Annotated in this window: 10 protein-coding genes; 4 read left to right on the top strand and 6 right to left on the bottom strand. The window is 72.0% G+C overall.

Annotated elements, in window-relative coordinates; all coding sequences use genetic code 11:
- Positions 1-169: 169 nt before the first annotated feature.
- Positions 170-5308, top strand: a complete 5139-nt coding sequence (locus tag ACFVSN_RS02855; RefSeq protein WP_387602883.1) for an RICIN domain-containing protein — start codon at positions 170-172, stop codon at positions 5306-5308.
- Between the two features lie 115 nt (positions 5309-5423).
- Here ACFVSN_RS02855 and ACFVSN_RS02850 read toward each other — a convergent pair whose 3' ends face one another.
- Positions 5424-6281 (bottom strand): hypothetical protein, encoded by an 858-nt coding sequence (locus ACFVSN_RS02850; protein ID WP_387953598.1) that lies wholly within the window; start codon positions 6279-6281, stop codon positions 5424-5426.
- Positions 6274-6786 carry a SigE family RNA polymerase sigma factor gene (locus tag ACFVSN_RS02845; protein WP_387603987.1) on the bottom strand — a complete coding sequence of 171 codons (513 nt, stop codon included), beginning with the start codon at positions 6784-6786 and terminating at the stop codon, positions 6274-6276. Before ACFVSN_RS02845 ends, ACFVSN_RS02850 begins: the two co-directional genes overlap by 8 nt.
- A gap of 253 nt (positions 6787-7039) precedes the next feature.
- Between ACFVSN_RS02845 and ACFVSN_RS02840 the strand changes: the two genes are divergently transcribed.
- From ACFVSN_RS02840 to ACFVSN_RS02830, 3 genes are all read left to right on the top strand, one after another.
- A complete protein-coding gene (locus ACFVSN_RS02840; RefSeq protein ID WP_387953597.1) occupies positions 7040-7906 on the top strand; it encodes a hypothetical protein in 867 nt (288 codons plus the stop codon).
- 348 nt (positions 7907-8254) lie between these two features.
- A complete protein-coding gene (locus ACFVSN_RS02835; RefSeq protein WP_387598145.1) occupies positions 8255-14545 on the top strand; it encodes a DNRLRE domain-containing protein in 6291 nt (2096 codons plus the stop codon).
- A 28-nt stretch (positions 14546-14573) separates the two neighbouring features.
- Positions 14574-14885 carry a hypothetical protein gene (locus ACFVSN_RS02830; protein WP_387598143.1) on the top strand — a complete coding sequence of 104 codons (312 nt, stop codon included), beginning with the start codon at positions 14574-14576 and terminating at the stop codon, positions 14883-14885.
- Positions 14886-15054: 169 nt separating this feature from the next.
- Here ACFVSN_RS02830 and ACFVSN_RS02825 read toward each other — a convergent pair whose 3' ends face one another.
- From ACFVSN_RS02825 to ACFVSN_RS02810, 4 genes are all read right to left on the bottom strand, one after another.
- The gene (locus tag ACFVSN_RS02825) at positions 15055-15666 is read right to left on the bottom strand and encodes a hypothetical protein (protein ID WP_387598140.1); all 612 of its coding nucleotides are present in this window, start codon (positions 15664-15666) and stop codon (positions 15055-15057) included.
- Positions 15667-15796: 130 nt separating this feature from the next.
- Positions 15797-17461 (bottom strand): ABC transporter ATP-binding protein, encoded by a 1665-nt coding sequence (locus ACFVSN_RS02820; protein WP_387598138.1) that lies wholly within the window; start codon positions 17459-17461, stop codon positions 15797-15799.
- Complete coding sequence (locus ACFVSN_RS02815) at positions 17458-18447, bottom strand: ABC transporter permease (protein ID WP_387598135.1); 990 nt, start codon at positions 18445-18447, stop codon at positions 17458-17460. The genes ACFVSN_RS02820 and ACFVSN_RS02815 overlap by 4 nt, the downstream gene beginning before the upstream one ends.
- Complete coding sequence (locus ACFVSN_RS02810) at positions 18444-19406, bottom strand: ABC transporter permease (protein WP_380490976.1); 963 nt, start codon at positions 19404-19406, stop codon at positions 18444-18446. Before ACFVSN_RS02810 ends, ACFVSN_RS02815 begins: the two co-directional genes overlap by 4 nt.
- Positions 19407-19437 lie beyond the last annotated feature (31 nt).

Genomic DNA, 19437 nt, shown 5'->3' with positions numbered 1-19437 from the left:
GGGGCCCGCCGCTGACCTGCGTTGATCAGTTGTATACGGGCGGTCTATAGCTTCGGCGGGCCCGCGCTCGCCGAGCGTGGGGCTTGATCGGCATGCCAGTACGAAGGTGAGGTCGCCGACGCTCATGCGCCGCGATTTCTTCAGATCCACAATCCGGTCCTTGGCGACCGTGGTGACCGCGGGGGTGCTGATGGCTCCCCTGTTGGGCGCCGTAGCACCGGCCGCCCAGGCGGCCGAGGCGCCGCCGTACCTGCACCCGTGTTTGGACACGAGCAGGGCGCTTCCCCCGTTCGTCTACCGTGGGGTCGGCCTCAATCGCGGCAGTCCGACGGACGACAACCAGGGCACGGTGGGTCCCCTCGTCGAGGGTATGGACCCGGACACGATCTTCCGGGACGGATTCAGGTCCAGGGGCTCGGTGGCGGGTCCGTCCTCCTTCGACCTGTACGAACACGTGGACGGAGATATTAAGACCGGCCACAGCACCGCCAACTCGGGCTACGTCAGCACGAGTGCCGAACAAGGGACGGCGAACGCGTTCGCCGCGCGCAACACCGGCTTCAGCCGGGTGGAAACCGACCCCGACGGCACGGTGGTGAGGGCGTGGAAGGAGGGCTGGGTCTACAAGATCAGGCCGGATAAACGCTTCTTCTACGTTCTTGACCAGTTCCCCGAGCTCGAAGCACCCACGAGCGCCAAGGGCGAGTACGAGTGGGCGGCGATCGGGGCCATCCCCGGCGAGTTCGTGGAATCGGCGGTGCATGTACGCCAGGCGTACAACAGGGTCCTCGGGGAGTTGCTGCCCAGCAACGAGTTCGATGTGCTGGACGAGAGGCACAGGACCGTCCCGCAGCCGAATCAGACGGCGATACCGGATCTCGGGGACTTCGGCTGGAACTCGCGGGTCTGGGTGGCCGAAGCACCGAACATGGCGAACAAGAAGGAGTGCGAGGGCGGCCCCGCCGACGAAGACCCCGAGTGCAAGAAGCCCGACGCGACAACGAGCAGCACGGCCGCGACGCTGAGGTCCGCCGCGCTGCGATCGACCGCGACCACGGTCGCCGCCGCCGGCGCTGCGCCGAAGGTGTCGACGGCGGCGCTGACGGCCTCCGCCGACGCGCCGGTCACCACCCCGGCCGCCACCGACGCGGGCCGTGCGCGGCCGTTCGATGGTGCGACGTACCAGCTCACGGCGGCGGCGTCCGCCTACGGTCCGACCTTCAACCTGGACGTGCGCGGCGGTGTGAAGGCCGACGGCACGGTGGTCCAGGCGTACGCGCGTAACTGCACCGCCTCGCAGAACTGGCGGCTGCGCGAGGTGGCGAACGGCCGGTACGTGGTGGAGAGCGCCCTGGCCCAGGGCACCGTCCTCCAGCAGGACGCCGACAGCCACAACACCGTCATCCGGCCGGTGCAGAACGACGCGGCGGGCCGGCCCAACGGCAGCACCGGCCAGCAGTGGACGTTCAAGGACGCCGGTGACGGCACGTTCAATCTCGTCAGCGCGGCCGACCAGTCCTGCCTGACCATGGCCGGGCAGCAGTCCGCCGGGCTGAGCGTCCGGCCGTGCGACGGCGGCATCCCGCAGAAGTGGAAGCTCGCCGCGCCGTGCGTGCCCGCCGACCCGGGCACGCCGAGCGGTGCCGGGCGCACGGTGCCCGGCTACCAGGGCCTGCCGTGGCCGACCGTCAAGGGACACCCCGAGCTGACCTGGCCCGCGCTGCCCGGCGCGCCGGGCATCCCGTGGCCGTCGGTGCCCGGCTACCCGGACGTGCCGATGCCGGGCCGACCGGACCTTCCGGCCGTCGACTGGCCGGGCGCGCCGCAGCTGCCGGCCGTGCTCCTGCCGACCCAGCAGGGCAGCACCGGCTGGCCGACGGTGCCCGGATTCCCCGGGGTCGCCTGGCCGACGATGCCGGGCACCAAGAACGTGCCGTGGCCGATCCTGCCTCTGCCGGTCGCCCCTGGTGCCGACCCCGGTAGCGAGGTGATCATCCCCGGTCAGCCCGTACCGGCCACCCCCGGCGTCGCCGGTCATCCGGAGCTGAAGTGGCCGACCGTGCCCGGCTTCCCGGACGTCAAGTGGCCGTCGGTGCCCGGTGCGCCGGACGTCCCGTGGCCGGGGCACCCGGACCTGCCCGCCATCTCCTGGCCGGGCGCGCCGAACCTGCCCACGGGCGGCCGGCCCTCGCTGCCCGGCTTCCCCGCCTGGTCGTGGCCGTCGATCCCGAACTTCCCGAGCGTGCCCTGGCCGTCCCTGCCGGGCCTGCCGACGACTCCGTGGCCCGCCGCCTCGGGGTTCCCCAACCTGCCGGACAAGCCGCTCCCGGCGGACCCGCCGGTCCGAGCGTGCAGGAATCCCCACAAGCCCGACCCGGGCAAGCCTGACCCGGGTAAGCCCGACCCCGGCAAGCCCGACCCGGGCACCCCCGGTGGCGACAACGGTGGGACCAACCCCGGGACCAATCCCGGGACCGGGACCAACCCCGGGACCGGGACCAAGCCGGCGCCCTCGCTGCCCGGGATCACGCTGCCCGGCTTCCCGTTCCTGCCGCTGCTGCCGCCGTTCGGCTGGGGCCCCGGCGGGCCCGGCGGGCCGAGCCTGCCGGGGGGCGGTCCCTCCGGTGGCGGGCAGCAGCCCGATCCGACGCAGGGGATCCGTGTCGTCTCCGCGGCCGACCCGCAGCTCGTGCCGGACGTGCGCGACGGGGTGGCGAACGCCGGCACCCCCGTGCAGGCCTGGCAGCCGAACACCACCGACTCGCAGCGCTGGGCGTTCTGGGACCGCGGCAACGGCAACTGGCTGATCGAGACGCGGCTCACCTACGGCCGGAGCCGGCCGGAGGAGCGGCTGGTGCTCGGCCACGACACCGCCACCCACCGTACGGCGCTGCAGCCGGTGGCGGACGGCCGGAACGACCTGCTGTGGCGGTTCGCCGACGCGGGGGACGGGCGGAGCACGATCGCCAACGGCGACGGCGGCGGCTGCCTCACCCTCGCCGCCAAGGGCCAGCCGCTGACCGTGGCGCCCTGTGACGGCTCCGACCGCCAGAAGTGGCGACTGAACGGCGTGGTCGCGGACGGCGGCGGGAACGGCCCCGCCCCCGTCACCGTGTACTCGGCCTTCCCCGGCAAGTGCCTGGACGTCGCCGGCGGCAAGACCGCCGACCGGACCCCGACCGACCTGTACGACTGCAACGCGAGCCCGTCCCAGCAGTGGACCCCGTCCGCGCGCAGCGGCGTGTTCACCCTGAAGGCGTTCGGCACGTGCCTGGACGTCGCCGACGGCAAGACCGCCGGCGGCACCCGGGTCGGCCTGTACACCTGCAACGACAGCCCCGCGCAGGACTGGCAGCAGGGCCCCGGCTACTCGCTGGTCAACCCCGCCTCCGGTCGCTGCCTGGACGTGACCGACGGCAAGGCCGTCAACGAGACCCCGCTCCAGCTCTGGGACTGCAACCAGAGCGACTCCCAGCGCTGGGGCCTGGGCACCGTCCCGCCCCGGCAGGAGAAGCAGCCGGCCCCGCAGCCGGCCCCGCAGCCGGGCACCACGCCGGTGGTGAGCCCCGGCATCGGCTCCTCGCAGGTCGCCACCCTGCGCTCGGCGAACGCCGGCCTGGTGGCGGACCTGGACCGCGCGAACACCGCCGCCGGGACGCCGGTCAAGGCGCTCGGCGCCAACGGCAACGACGCGCAGCGCTGGGCGTTCTGGCCGACGGCCAACGGGCGGTGGATCATCGAGACCCTGCTCACCGACGGGAAGACGGCGGCCGGTCAGGGCATGGTGATGGACCACGACCCGGGCAGCCACCGCGCCCACCTCATCCGGGTCTCGGACGGCAACGCCAACCAGCACTGGGCGTTCCGCGACGCCGGCGGCGGCTGGTACTGGATCACCAGCGACACCGACAACGGCTGCCTGACCGCCGCCAACAGCGGTGAACAGCTGGGCATCTGGGCCTGCGACGGCTCGGACCGGCAGCGCTGGCGACTCGACAACATCCAGAACGGCCCGACCCAGGGCGGCGACAGCGGCACCGGCGGCGGTAGCACGGGCGGTTCGACCGGTGGTGGTTCGACTGGTGGCGGCACGGGAGGTGGCGGCACTGGCGGTGGTTCGACCGGCGGCGGCACCGGTGGTGGTGCGGTTCCCGGTGGCAGTGCCGGGAGTCCTGGTTCTCCGCAGGCTCCGGGTGGCAGTGATCCGCGGCATGGTGTGACGGGGTCTTTGGTGTCCGGCAACAACTGGATGGTCGCCGACCTCGACCGCGGCTCCAATGCCTCGGGCACGCGGATCAAGTCGCTTGGTGCCAACGGTGCCCTCGCTCAGCAGTGGACGCTCTGGCAGAAGCCGAACAGCCAGTGGCTGATCGAGACCAAGGTCGGTGGGGGGATGGTCATGGACCATGACCCCAGTACTCACCGCACCCATCTCATCGGCTCGCAGGAGGGCAATGCCAATCAGCTGTGGCGCTTCCAGGAGGGTGCGCGTGGCTGGTACCGGATCATCTCGGCCACGGACGGCGGTTGCCTCACTGCCGTCAACAACGACCAGGACCTGGCCATTTGGCAGTGCCGTGACACCACTGCGCAGTGGTGGAAGCTCGACACGTTTCCCTTCGACGGCGGCGGTTCGACCGGTGGCGGCACGGGAGGTGGCAACACCGGCGGTGGTTCGACCGGCGGCGGTGGCGGCACCGGCGGCGGGTCGACCGGTGGCGGCGGCTCGGGCGGCGGGTTCCGCGGCCCCGACTCCCTGCCCCTGCCCCTCCCGCTCCCCAACTGCCAGGACCTGCCGAACGGTCCCAGGGACACCTGGGACGGCACGGTCGACCACCTGGACAGCGGCCGCTGCCTGCGCCCCGGCCAGCACATCGACACGTCCATCAAGTACGGCAGCTCCGGCCTGTTCGGCATCAACACCACGGAGGAGGGCTGGAAGCTGGAGTACCAGACCGACGGCAACCTCGTGCTGTCCCACTGGGAGGCGGACATCCCGTTCTGCGGCGGCCCCGACTGCCAGCAGGGCACGACCACGACCGAGGTGATCTGGAACTCGGGCACCGCCGGCACCCGCCCCGGTGTGGCGATCATGCAGGAGGACGGCAACTTCGTCGTCTACGGTGCCGACGGCCGGGCCGCCTGGAACGCCGGCACCGGACCGTCCTGCGGCGGCCGGTACGTCTGGCTGCGCGTCCAGCAGGACGGCAACCTCGTCCTCTACAAGGGGCACGCCGCCGGCGAGGGCGCGGACCGGTGGAAGGCGATCTGGTCCACCAAGTTCGGCCGCACCGCCGAGCCCTGCTGACCCGAACGACCCCGCCCCACCCCGCACGACCCACGGGCGCCCCGGTGCCGGCCACCCGCCGGCGCCGGGGCGCCCGCCGCACCACCGGGCGTCCGAGGTGATGCCTGCTGGCGGGCTACGGGCGGGTGCCCTTGACCGTGGGCTGGGTCTTCTGGTTGTAGATCTCCTTGCCGTCGGCGTTGTAGGCGTGGACGTAGGGGAACGGGGGGAAGGAGTCGCGGGTGAGCTCGGTGGAGATGGCGGCGCTGTAGACGAACGCGCCGTCTGCCATGACGGCCGGGTACTGCGTCGGGTCGTCGCCGTAGCTGATGGTGACCTTGGCGACGCCGGGTTCGTAGTGCCCGGCGCCCAGCGAGAGGATCTGTCCGGTGCCGGCGGGCGAGCTGACGGAGTCGAAGAACTCGATCAGGTGACCGGTGCCCCACAGGCGGTCGTTGATGAACGTCGGAGGGACGGACATGCTGGTGCCCTTGTTGCCCTTCGACTCGCACTGCACGTACTGGTTGGCGGAGTTGACGGCGAGGACCACGCCGTCCTTGGTCTCCGAGGCGACGGGAGTGCGGACCGCGATCACCGCGTGGTACTGCGACGCGTCCGAGCCCAGGCAGGAGGCCAGGATCTCGGCAACGGCCCCGGCATCGATCGGGACCGTCTTCGCGCTGGTGACAGTGAAAGCGGCCGGGGGGTGGGGGGAAGCCGACGCGGAGGAGGCGTCCGTGGTGGCTGCTCCTTGTTGTGGTTCCGGTGAGTTCAGCGCGGATCCTTGGTGTGGTCCCGGTGAGTGCAGCACGGACGGGACAGCCAGGCACAGGGCTGCTGCGGTGCAGGCCGCGGTCGCGCCCAGGGCGTGCCGCCGGCGGCGTCGGCGGTCGGCGCGTCGGCGGATCTCCGCAGCGGGCAGGGTCGGTGCGGGCATCTGCGTGCCGAGCAGCCGCAGCCGGTCGCCGAGGGTGTCGTGGACGGGGTCAGACACGGATTCTTCCTTCCTCGCTGGTCGGGGTTCGGTCGGCGAGTCTGGCCGCGAGCGCGGTCCGGCCGCGGGCGAGGCGGCTCTTGACGGCGCTGACGCTGGCGCCGGTCTCGACCGCGACCTGCTCGACGGAGAGGTCGCACATGTGGTGCAGGACCAGGGCGCTCCGCTGCGCCTCGGGCAGGTCGCGGAGCGCGGTGACCACCAGCAGGTGCTCCTCGGTGGGCGGCTCGACGGTGGGTGGTTCCTGGCGGTGATGGCGTCCGGCCAAGTGCAGGCCCCGGGCCAGCCGCCGCCAGCGGGAGAGGGCCAGCCGCCGGGCCGTGGTCCGGATCCACGCCTCCGGGGCACCGTCCGGGTTGAAGGTGAGCCTTCGGTCCCACGCGCGGATGAAGGCCTCCTGGACCACGTCCTGCGCCTCGGACCAGTTGCCGGTCATCGCGTAGAGCTGCCCGGTCAGGCGGGAGAAGGACGCCGCGTAGAACGCGTCGAACTCCTGGGGCGTCATCAAGGGCCTCTCTTCCGGGACTGTCCGTCGGCTCGCGGCTCAGGCGGCTCGCGAGGGAGCACTCCTCGGCCGCGGCGGTGGAGCCGTGCGTCCTGGGCGGAGCCTCCCGCCCTGTACGCACGAGCGCCGTCCCCGGGTTGCGCCCAGGGCCTATGACCTGGATCACGTGTGCGGGGTGCGACCTGCCGGGCGCAGGGAGGCGTACAGGGGCGCGGGCTTCAACCGGACGCCCCGCAGGAAAGGACACGGATTCATGCGCATCCGCCCGATCATGCTCATCGCCGCCTCCGCCGCGGTCATCGCGACCGCGGGGGGAGCGGCCACCGCCGCGACCAGCACCTCCACGCCCACCCCCGCGGCCCACGGCAAGCCCTCCGAAGCGCCCACCCTCACGGCCGGCGGCAAGCCCTCCGAAGCGCCCACCCTCACGGCCGGCGGCAAGCCCTCCGAAGCGCCCACCGCCACGCCCACCCCCGCGGCCGGCGGCACCGGCTCGGCCGGCGCCCCGGCGGTCCCCAGCAGCGGCTCATCCGATGCCCGCGTCACTGTCACCCAGGCTCCTTTCACCGTCACCAGCGCGAAGACGGTCCCGATCGATGCCGGGGCCGTTGCCGAGATCCTGGCCTCCTGCCTGGGCTCGGACGCGTCGCAGTACCACGCGGTGATCGCGGTCCGCACTCCCGTCGCCTCGGAGACCAAGGACGGCGTGGTCCTCGCCGTCAACTCCGCCAACCAGTACGTGCAGTGCGAGTCGAAGGGCAACAAGGGCACCAGCATGTCCGTCCCTCCGACGTTCATCAACGACCGCCTGTGGGGCACCGGTCACCTGATCGAGTTCTTCGACTCCGTCAGCTCGCCCGCCGGTACGGGACAGATCCTCTCGCTGGGCGCCGGGCACTACGAACCCGGCGTCGCCAAGGTCACCATCAGCTACGGCGACGACCCGACGCAGTACCCGGCCGTCATGGCAGACGGCGCGTTCGTCTACAGCGCCGCCATCTCCACCGAGCTCACCCGCGACTCCTTCCCCCCGTTCCCCTACGTCCACGCCTACAACGCCGACGGCAAGGAGATCTACAACCAGAAGACCCAGCCCACGGTCAAGGGCACCCGCCCGTAGCCCGTCCGTAGTCCGCCCGTAGCCCGTCAGTAGGCATCACCTCACGCCGGCCCGGATCGGGGCGGGCAACCGGTTGACGGCGTGGCGAGCCGTCATCTCGATCTGATGACGTTCGGATCACCGTGCAGCGGCGCTCCGGGGCGGCGTCGGGGCCCTGGCTACTCTGAGTGACGGTCTGGTCGGTGTGACAGCTAGATCGTTTGAACTCGGATCATTTTCTGATGGAGCGTCGGCGAATCGTTGCACGTCAGAGCGGTTCTTTAGGTGGTTCTGACAGGGCGCCGGAGGATCTAGGTTCTTCCAGCATCCCGGGTGATCAATCCGGGATGTGAACCGAGGAGAACCTGCATGAAGCCAAGAGTGGGCCGCTTCCCGAGCGGCTCTTCTGGTGGTGCCTCAGGGCGCCGAATCGCGAGGACGGCCGCCGTCGTGGCGCTGGTCCTGGCAGCGGAGACGGCGGTGACGCTCGCCGTCACCGGCCAGGCCGTGGCCGTCGGGCCCAAGAGCGACAAGGGCACGTCCAGTCAGGGCAAGCAGCCCGTGGGACCGCTGACGGCACCCGACGTGCCGTCGGCGATCGCCACGGCGCGCCTGCGCAACGCCAAGGTCGAGGTGCTCGACCAGGGCACCGAGCAGACCAAGACGTGGGCCAACCCGGACGGGACGCTCACCACCGACTCGTACGCGCTGCCGTTCCGGTTCAAGCGCGACGGCCAGTGGGTCGCCGTGGACACCTCCCTCCAGGAGGCGCCGGACCACTCGGTGGCGCCGAAGGGCCACGTCCGGGGCCTGAAGCTGGCCGGCGGCGGCCACAACGTCACCCTCGCCGCGCAGGGCGAGGGTGACCACCGGGTCTCGATCGGCTGGCAGGGCGACCTGCCCAAGCCGACCCTCAAGGGCGACACCGCGACCTACACCGACGTCACCCCGGGCACGGACGTGTCCGTGCAGGCCACCCGGAACGGCTTCGAGCAGAGCGTGCTCCTCAAGTCGCGCCCGGCCGCGGGCTACCGGGTGACGATCCCGGTGACCGCCAAGGGCCTGACCGCCAAGCAGGACGCGGACGGCACGGTCACCTTCACCGACACCAACGGCAAGCCGGCCGGCAGCATCCCGGCACCGTTCATGTGGGACGCCACGGTCGACGCCAAGTCGCTGGAGCACCCGCACCAGGCGCCGGTGGCGATGACGATGACGCAGTCCGGGGACACGGTGAACCTCACCCTGACCCCGGACGAGAAGTTCCTGGCCGACCCGGCGACCACGTACCCGGTCACCGTCGACCCGTCCGTCAGCCTGTCGACGGTGCTGGACACCTTCGCGCAGATCAGCTACACCACGCCGCAGTACACCTCCACCGACCTCAAGCTGGGCACGTACAACGCCGGCGGCGACGTCGCGCGGTCGTTCCTCCAGTTCCCGGTGCAGCAGCTGGCGAACACCAAGATCCTCTCCTCCTCGCTCAACCTGTACGAGTACTGGTCGGCCAACTGCAGCCAGAACTCGTGGGAGTTGTGGCAGACCAATGCGGCCGGCACCTCCACGGTGTGGACCAACCAGCCCTCGTGGATGACGAAGTACGCCACGACCACGCAGACCAAGGGCTACCCGTCGAACTGCGGCGGCTCGATAGCGCCGGGCTGGGTGTCGATCGACCCGAGTTCGTTCCTGCAGTACGCCGGTGACCACGGCTACAACTACGCCAACATCGGCCTGAGGGCGACCAACGAGACCGACTCCAACAGCTGGAAGCGGTTCTACTCGGCCAACAACGGCAGCAACGTGCCGTACCTGTCGGTGACGTACAACTCGTACCCGATGAGCTCCGCCCCCGCGGTCTCGCCGGGCGTCTCCTCGGTGTCGGGCTCGACCACCACGCTCTACACGAACACGGCGACGCCGCAGCTCCAGTCGACCGTCACGGACGCCGACGGCGGCAACGTGATGGCGCAATGGAACGTCTACGACACCACCGGCGGCGGCAACACCCAGGTCATCTCCAACCTGAGCGGCTCCTGGACGGCGTCGGGCGGCATCTCCAGCGCGACGGTGCCGGCCGGCAAGCTGGTCGACGGCCACCAGTACACCGCGTGGCCCTGGGGCTACAGCGGATCGCTGTGGTCGCGCCAGACCGTGCCCAGCGGGCTGGTCTTCACGGTGAAGACCACCACGCCCGGCACGCCGACCGTCACCTCCACCGACTACCCGTCCGGCGGCTGGGCGCTCGGCGCCGGCCGCAGCGGCAACGTCACCGTGACCCCGCCGTCCGGTGCCACGGACACGGCCGGCATCGTCTGGCAGCTGGACTCCGGGCCCCAGACCACGGTGGCCACCACCGGATCCGCGGTGACCGTCGCGGTCACCCCGGCCACCGACGGCCCGCACACGCTCACCGTGTTCACCACCAACGTGGCCGGGAGCGTCTCGAACCCCGTCACCTACGCGTTCAACGCGGGCGGCGGCGCCGTCACCTCGCCCAGGCTGGGCGACCGCACCTCGCGCCGCTTCTCCCTGACCGCGGCCGGCCCGGCCGGCTCCAGCGCCGTGAAGTTCCAGTACCGGCGCGCCGATTCGGACGCCTGGAGCGACATCCCGGTCGGTGACGTCACCTCCGGCGGCACCCCGCTGTCGGCCTGGCCGGTGGCGATGAGCGGCGGCACCTCCCCGGCCCTGGTCTGGGACGCCGCCACCACCCTCACCGACGACGGATCCGTCCAGCTGCGCGGCGAGTTCACCACCGCCACGACGCCGTACGACTCCTCGGCCGTCACCGCGACCGTGGACCGCAAGTCCTCCGGCGCCTCCACCACGCAGGTCGGCCCCGGCACGCTCAACCTGTCCACCGGCGACTTCCAGCTGTCGGGCACCGACACCTCGGCGCTGGGGCTCGTCGTGACGCGCACGGCCTCCTCCCGGAACCCGGGCGCCGCGGCGGCGGCCGGCCAGGTCGCGCCGTTCGGCCCGCAGTGGTCCTTCGGCGGCGTCGCGGCGCAGGCCTCGACCGACTACACCGAGATCCGCTCGGTGACCGCCACCGCCGTCCAGCTGGTGCTCGCCAGCGGCGCCGAGGTGGCCTTCACCAAGAACGCCGACGGCAGCTGGGCGCCCGAGCCGGGCGCGAAGCAGTACACGCTCGCGTACGACGGCACGGCCAACCGGTACACGCTGACCGACACCAACGGCACCGTCACCGTGTTCGGCGCGTCGGGTGCCACCGGCGTCTGGACGGTCGCCTCGACGACCTCCAGCGGGCTCGGCAACACGATCCAGTACCGCTTCGACACGGTCACCTCGGGCGGTACCACCTCGGCCCGCCTGGCCCGGATGGCGGCCCCGACGTCGGCGATCTCCGACCTCACCGCCTCCTGCCTGACGCCGGCCACCCCGGCCGCGGGCTGCCGCGTCCTGGAGCTCGGCTACGCCGGCACCACCACCGCGACCGGCGGCACCTTCGGTGACTACGCCGGCCGGGCCGCCACCGTCACGCTGTGGGCGATGGACCCGGCCACCGGCACCGAGACCTCGACCGTCGTCGCCCAGTACGCCTACGACACGGCCGGCCTGCTCCGCAGCGAGTGGGACCCCCGCGTCACGCCCAACCTCGTGACGTCCTACGGCTACGACGCGGCGGGCCGGGTCACCACCCTCACCCCGCCCGGCCAGCTCGCCTGGACCTTCGCCTACGGCACGGCCGGCACCGACGGCGACACCAACGCCGGCCGGCTGCTGAACGTCTCCCGCGCGACCCTCACCCCGGGTTCGGCGTCGCAGACCAACGGCACCGCCGCCACCACCGTGGTCTACGGCGTCCCGCTCACGACGGCGGCCGGCGGCCCCTACGCCATGGGCGCCTCCGACGTCGCCGGCTGGGCGCAGAGCGACGTGCCCACCGACGCGACGGCCGTCTTCCCCTCCGACCAGGTCCCCTCGGCCAACACCGGGGCGGGCAACCTGACCTCCACCTCCTACAACCGCGCCTCGGTCTACTACCTGGACGTGACCGGCCGTCAGGTCAACGCGGCCTCGCCGGGCGGGCACATCACCACCAGCGAGTCCGACTCCTTCGGCAACACGGTCCGCGAACTCACCGCGGCCAACCGTGAACTGGCCCTGGCCGGCAGCACCAACGCGGAGCTCAACGCCCTCGGCATCGCCCCGATGCCGACCGCGCAGCGCGCCACGCTGCTGTCGACCCAGAACGTCTACGACACCTCCGGCCTGATCAAGACCGACACCTACGGCCCGCTGCACAAGACCACCCTGGAACACGCGCTCGCCGCGTCCGGCACGTCCGCCGCGCTCGGCGCGGGTGCCGTGGTCAACGCCCGGACCCACGTCCACACCGGCTTCGACGAGAACCGTCCCACCGACGGCTCGGCGAAGACCTCGGACCTCGCCACCACCTCGGTGACCGGCGCGGCGATCAGCGGCTACGCCGCCGACGCCGACACCCGCACCGTCCAGACCGTCTACGACTGGACCGTCGGGAAGCCGACCAGGAAGGTCGTCGACCCGGCGGGTCTGGCGATCACCACGGTGACCGCCTACAACCAGGCCGGCCAGACCACCGCCGTCTCCCAGCCCGCCTCCAACGGGACGGACGCCGGGACCATCGCGACCGCCTACTACACCGCGACCGGCTCCGCGCCCTGCGGCGGGCACCCCGAGTGGGCCGACCTGCTCTGCCAGACCGCCCCGGCCGGGGCGATCACCGGCGGCGGCTCGAACCCGTCCCAGGTGGGCACCACCACGACCACGTACAACCGCTACGGGTCCGTGGCCACGGTGACGGAGACCGCGAACGGCGGCTCCCGCACCGTGACCACCAGCTACGACGGCGCGGGCCGCAAGACCCAGCTCGCCGTGTCCGGCGGCGTCGGCCAGGCCGTGCAGACCAGCACGGTCGGCTACGACACGGCCACCGGCCTGCTCGCCACCGCGTCCACCCCGGACGGCAAGACGGTCACCCGCTCCTACGACCAGCTCGGCCGCCAGACCTCGTACACGGACGCCGACGGCAACACCGCCGGCACCCAGTACGACGCGCTGGACCGGCCCACCCAGGTCACCGACTCGGCGCCGTCCACCACCACCTACACCTACGACACCACCAAGGACGCGCGCGGTCTTCCGACCTCGAAGTCCGATTCCAACGCCGGTACCTTCGGCGTCACCTACGACGGCAACGGCGCCCCGGCCACCGAGACCCTGCCCGGCTCGGTCACCCTGACCGAGAACGTCGACGAGACCGGCCAGCACACCTCCCGCGTCTACACCGGCGCCACGGGCAACGTCCTGGTCTCCGACCAGGCCGGCTACTCCGCCGCCGGACAGCGGGTCACCCGCGCCCTGTCCACCTCCGGCGGGCTCGGCATCAACGACACCTACGGCTACGACGCCCGGGGCCGCCTGACCGCGGCCAACGAGACCGTCATCCAGAACCAGGCGCAGACCTGCACGGCGCGCTCCTACGGGTTCGACCAGGACACCAACCGGACCAGCCAGAACACCGCGGTCAGCGCCACCACCCTCGACGGCACGACCCCGTCCTGCCCCACGAGCGGCGGCACCACCCTCAACCACACCTACGACAGCGCCGACCGCCTGGCCGACACCGGCTACACGTACGACGCCTTCGGCCGCACCACGGCCGAGGCCAACGGCACCACCACCGCCTACTACGCCAACGACCTCGCCTACCAGCAGGTCTCCGGCACCAACCGCACCACCTGGCAGCTCGACCCCACCGGCCGGTTCCGCACCTCCACCACGGAGGCCAACTCCGGCGGCACGTGGTCCCAGACCGCGTCGCGGGTCAACCACTACGACGGCACCGGCGACTCGCCGTCCTGGACCGTCGAGAACACCGGCACCGGCGCGTTCACCCGCAACGTCGCCGACCTCGCCGGAGACCTGGGGGCCACCTACAGTTCCGCCAACGGCGACATCGTCCTGCAGCTGACCAACCTGCACAGCGACGTCACCATGACCCTGCCGATCGGCAACTCCACGACGCCGGTCACCGTGCTGGCCACCGACGAGTACGGCAACGCACTCACCGGCACCGGCACCGCCCGGTACGACTACCTGGGCGGCAAGGAGCGCTCCAGCGAGACGCCCACCGGCGACGTCCTCATGGGCGCCCGCCTGTACAACCCCACCCTCGGGCGCTTCCTCTCGGTCGACCCGATCCGCGGGGCCAACGCCAACGCCTACGACTACACCTACGGCGACCCGCTGAACCGGGTCGACCTCGACGGCCGGTCGAGCGCGCGCAGCTGCGGCTGGGGCTGCCAGGCGATGTTCTACTCGCTCGACTACGCCGGAGGCTGGGCGCTCGAAGCCGCGTGCGGCGTCGCCGGCTTCGTGTGCAGCGCCATCTGGTCCGGGCTGCTCGCGGTCGCGAAGTACGCCTACCAGTGCATGAACCGCTGCTGGAGCTGGAGCACGGCGGGGTACAAGTTCGGGACGACCTTCGCCTGGGGCATCGGTTTCGGCGGGGCCATGAGCTACGCCTTGAGCAGGTACCGCTTCGAGATCAGGTACTTGCTGACGTATGCACGCGGTCCGATCGTGAGATTCCTCGGGTGGGGCTCGTGGAATGCGATCGACAATGCGGTCTACTGGATCCTGTACTAGTCCATAACCTATAGTCCGACCGAGTCGAATGGAGCGCACCGACCGAGGTGCGCTCCATTCGACGAATCCCCTTTTAGAACAATGGCGCAAGGACAGCTCGATGAACACAGTGAAGGCCTTCTGGGGACAGGTCACCTTCGCGCGCCCGGGGAACTCGTGGACCGCCCTGGTGGCCAACCTGGTCTTCTGGCTGCTGCTCTACGCGGCCGATCTGGTCGCGGTGTTCGGCGGGTACACGAGCAACTGGCATGCCGTGACCGGCCTGCTGGTGTTCCTCCTCCCCATCTTGCACGGTTTCGCCGTAGTCGGCCGCAAGCGCAGGATTCGCGCGCGGAATTGAACGGGGCGGGCGAATTCAATGCTCGCCACCGGGGCCGCGGCTACCTGACGGCCCGCTGCCCGCGTCGTCCGGCACGCCCCTGTAGGGGAGGACGAGTGCGGGTCTGGGTGCCCGGCAGACGACGTTGTTCCAACGGCACGGCTGTCGAGGGGCAGATGGCCCCACTGGTTCAGGAGACGAAGCCGATGACGCCGAAGCCGGGGTGGGCCTGGGCGTGGCGGAGCCAGGAGATGACGTCGGAGACGGCGTCGACGACCTCGGGATCGAGCGGCGGGGCGTGGTCGTCGCGCTTGGTCTGCTCGAACTGCTCCAGTGCTTCGAGGCAGCGCTCGTGCGTCCATTCTCCGCAGCCGGGCAGGTAGGAGTACGGGATGCCGTCGGGCATGCCGGAGGAGTGGCCGAACTCGGCGACGGAGACCGCGGTGATCCGCAGCGCTTGGAGCCCTTCGTCGACGACCTCCAGCCAGGATCCCCGGAACGGGCAGAAGTTGGAGTTGTCGAGGAAACTCCCGGTCAGGGAGACCAGGCGCTTGTAGGCGTAGCCGTACTGGAAGGCGTGGTCCGGGTTGTCGGAGTAGGGGCCGTCGTGCACCACGGCGTGCAGCGCCTCGTAGGCGGTGGGGGCGCCTTCTTCGATCTGGGAGGAGAACCAGCCGTCGTCCGCGGCCAGGTTCTTGCCGAACTCGTCGCGGACGACCTGGAGCAGCTGTTCGTCTCCGGAGCCGACAAAACCGCGCGCGGCCGTGGGGTCGATCAGGAAGGCGCTGAGGGAGGAACTCATGTGATCACGTTATGGTGCGGGACCGACAGTCCGGCCCGCGCGTCGACCGAGCGGTCGGGCTGATGCTCCGGTCGGCGGGAGCGCCCGGCTTCGGGGGCGGGGTGGCCACCCCCGGAGCCGGGGGTGGCGGTCAGGCCCGGGTGGCCGCCAGTCTGGCGTGGCGGCGGGCGGTGGCCTCGGTCGGGTCGAGGACCGGGACGGCGGCCAGCAGGGATTTGGTGTACTCGTGCTGCGGGGATTCGTACACCGCCGTCGCGTCGCCCTGTTCCACGATCCGGCCGGCCCGCATCACCGCGACCCGGTCGCTCACCTGCCGGACCACGGCGAGGTCATGGGCGATGAAGACCAGGGCGAGGCCGAGGTCCCGCTGCAACTCGCCGAGCAGACGGACCACTTGGGCCTGTGTGGTGACGTCCAGTGCGGAGACCGGTTCGTCGCAGACGAGCAGGCGCGGCCGGGGTGCCAGGGCCCGGGCGATGCCGACGCGCTGGCGCTGGCCGCCGCTGAACTCGTGCGGGTAGCGGTGGTACCAGTCGGCGTCGAGGCCCACGCGTTCGAGGAGGTCGCCGACCCGGGCGCGGATGCGGCGTTCGTCGCGCTCGCCGGCGATGCGCAGCGGGTCGGCGACGGACTCGCCGATGGTGCGGCGCGGGTTGAGGGAGGACACCGGGTCCTGGAAGACCATCTGCAGTTCCTGCCGGAGCGGGCGAAGGTCCTTGTCGCCGAGCGTCCCGATGTCCCGGCCGCGGTAGTGGAGCCGGCCGCCCGTCGGGTCCAGGAGGCGGACGAGCATCCTGCCGAGGGTGGTCTTCCCGGAGCCGGACTCGCCGACGATGCCCAGCGTCTCGCCGGCCCGCACGGTGAGCGAGACGCCGTCCACGGCGACCACGGGGGCGGCGCGCCGCCCGAGGGGGCCGCGGGTGGCGAACTCCTTCCGGAGGTCGGTGGCTTCGAGCAGGACCTCGCCCCCGGATGCGGCCGCCGGGCCGGGCGCCTCGGCGGCGTCGACGCGGGGCACCGCCGACAGCAGCGCGCGGGTGTACGGCTCGCGCGGAGCGCCGAGCACCTCGGTGACCGGCCCGTGTTCCACCGCCCGGCCGTCCTTCATCACGAGCACCCGGTCGACGCTCCCGGCGACGACGCCCAGGTCGTGGGTCACCAGGACCAGCCCGGCCCCGGTCTCGGCGCGCAACTCGTGCAGCAGGTCGAGGACCTGGGCCTGGACGGTGACGTCCAGCGCGGTCGTCGGCTCGTCGGCGACCAGCAGGCGCGGCTCGCAGGCGAGGGCCATCGCGATCAGCACCCGCTGGCGCATGCCGCCGCTGAACTCGTGCGGGCGCGAGCGCGAGCGGCGCACCGCGTCGGCGATGCCGACCCGGTCGAGCACCTCGACGGCCCGGGCCCGGGCGTCCCGGCGCGAGACGTCCCGGTGCACCCGCACGACCTCGGCGATCTGGTCCCCGACGGCGTGGTACGGGTCGAGCGCGGAGAGCGGGTCCTGGAACACCATGGCCGCCAACCCGCCGCGCAGGAGGCGGAGTTCGTCGCGCCCGGCGGTGACGGCGTCGACGCCCGCGACCCGGACCGAGCCGCCGGTGCGGGCGCCCGTCCCGCGGTGCAGGCCGAGCAGGGCGTGGGCGACGGTGCTCTTGCCGGAGCCGGACTCGCCGACGATGCCGAGCGCCTGCCCGGCCGCCAGGGTGAAGCCCACGCCGTCGACGGCGCGGACGCGGCCGTCGCCGACCGGGAAGTCGACGACCAGGTCCCGGACGTTCACCAGCGGTTCGGCGCTCATGCCAGGACCACCCTTCGGTCGGCCACCGCGTAGAGCACGTCCGCGACGACGTTGGCGAGGACGACGGCGAACCCGGTGACGAGGGTGAGGCCGACGACGGTGGGCAGGTCGATCAGGCTCACCGAGCCGACGAGCAGCTTGCCGAGGCCCGGGAGGCCGAACAGCGACTCGGTCAGCACGGCGGACCCGAACATCGTCCCGAGGTCCAGGGCGGTGAGCGCGATCACCGGGGTGAGCGCGCCGCGCAGCGCGTGCCTGGTCACCAGGTGCCGTTCGCTGACGCCGTACGCCCGGAAGGTCCGGATGTGGTCCTCCGCGAGGGTCTCCAGCATGGACGCGCGCGTCAGCCGGGCGTACTTGGCGGACTCGATGAGCGCGAGCGAGATCCAGGGCAGGAGCAGGCCCCAGAACCACTGCTGCGGGTCCTCGGTGAGCGGCACGTAGCTCGGGAACGGCAGCCACTGGAGCTGGGCGCAGAGGACGATGAGCAGCACCAGTCCGATGACGAACACCGGTACGGCGGTGCCGGCCAGGGTCAGCGCGGTGAGCAGGCGCTCGGTCGGCCCGCCCCGGCGCAGCGCGGAGAGCAGCCCGGTGCCGACGCCGAGGACCAGCCAGAGCACCATCGCGCCGAGGGCCAGCGAGGCCGTCACCGGGAGCCGGGCGGCGATCATGTCGGTGACCTGCTCGCCGCTGCGGTAGGAGACGCCCAGGCAGGGCGCCGGGCAGTGCAGCGGGCCCGTGCCGGCGCTGAAGTCGCGCCCGGCGACGACACCCTGGAGGAAGTGGGCGTACTGCAGGTACACGGGAGCGTCGAGGCCCAGCCGTTCGCGCACCTGGTGGACCTGGGCGGGGCTGCACTTCTCGCCGCAGGCCAGCTGGGCGGGGTCGCCGGGGGCGATGTAGAACACCGCGTAGACGATCAGGGAGAGGACGATCAGGACGCCGATCATGCCGACGGCCCTGCGGAGCAGGAAGCGGGTCATGCGGCGGCCTCCTCGGTCTTCGGGGCAGCCGGGGAGCCGGCCCGCAGCCGGGAGGCCGCGCGGGGGTCGAGCGCGGTGCGGACGCCGTCGCCGACCACGGTGAAGGCGAGCACGGTGGTGAACAGCAGCGCGGACGGGAGCAGTACGTACATCGGGTCCGCGCGGAACCAGGTGGTCGCGCCGGAGAGCATCTGGCCCCACGACGAGGTGGGCGGCTTGACGCCCACGCCGAGGAAGGACAGCCCGGCCTCGGAGACCACGTTGGACGGCAGCAGGACGGCCGCGTAGGTGATGACCGGCGCGGCCAGGGCCGGCAGCAGCTCCCGGCGGGCGATCCGCCACCGGGAGGCGCCGGCCAGCCGCGCCGCGGCGACGTGGTCGAGCTGCCGGAGGCTCAGCGTCTGCGCCCGGACGAGCCGGGCGGTGCCGGCCCAGCCCAGCAGCCCGATGACGAGGGTGAGCAGGACCGGGCGGGGGAAGCCCGAGGGGACGACGGCCATCAGGGAGATGGCGAAGACCAGCGAGGGCAGGGCGAGCATCACCTCGGAGGTGTTGCCGATCAGCTGGTCGAGCAGACGGTTGCCGAGGCCGGCGGCGAGGCCGAGCAGGACGCCGGTCGCGACCTGGACGAGCGTGGCGCCGACGGCGACGAGCAGCGAGATGCGGGCGCCGTACACGAGCCGGGCGAACACGTCCCGTCCGGTGCCCGGTTCGACGCCGAGCCAGTGTTCGGCGGTGATGCCGCCGAACGAGCCGGTGGGCACGCCGCCGGCCGCGGAGTCGAGCAGGCCGTCGTGGTAACTCGTGGGGTCCTGGCCCTCGATCGCGGCGAGCAGCGGTGCCGCCGCCGCGGTCAGGGCGAGCAGGAGGATGACGAGGCCGCCGGCGAGGACGGCGCGCCGCGCGAGCAGCCGCCGCCACACCGGCCGTCCCCCGGCAGCGGGATTCCGTGGAGCCATGGTGGTCCGATTTCCGTCCGATCCGATCCGT

This window comes from Kitasatospora sp. NPDC057904 (genome assembly GCF_042887925.1).
Classification (GTDB): domain Bacteria; phylum Actinomycetota; class Actinomycetes; order Streptomycetales; family Streptomycetaceae; genus Kitasatospora.
Note: the sequence above shows the minus strand (reverse complement) of the source record. Positions and strands in the feature narration are given on the sequence as shown.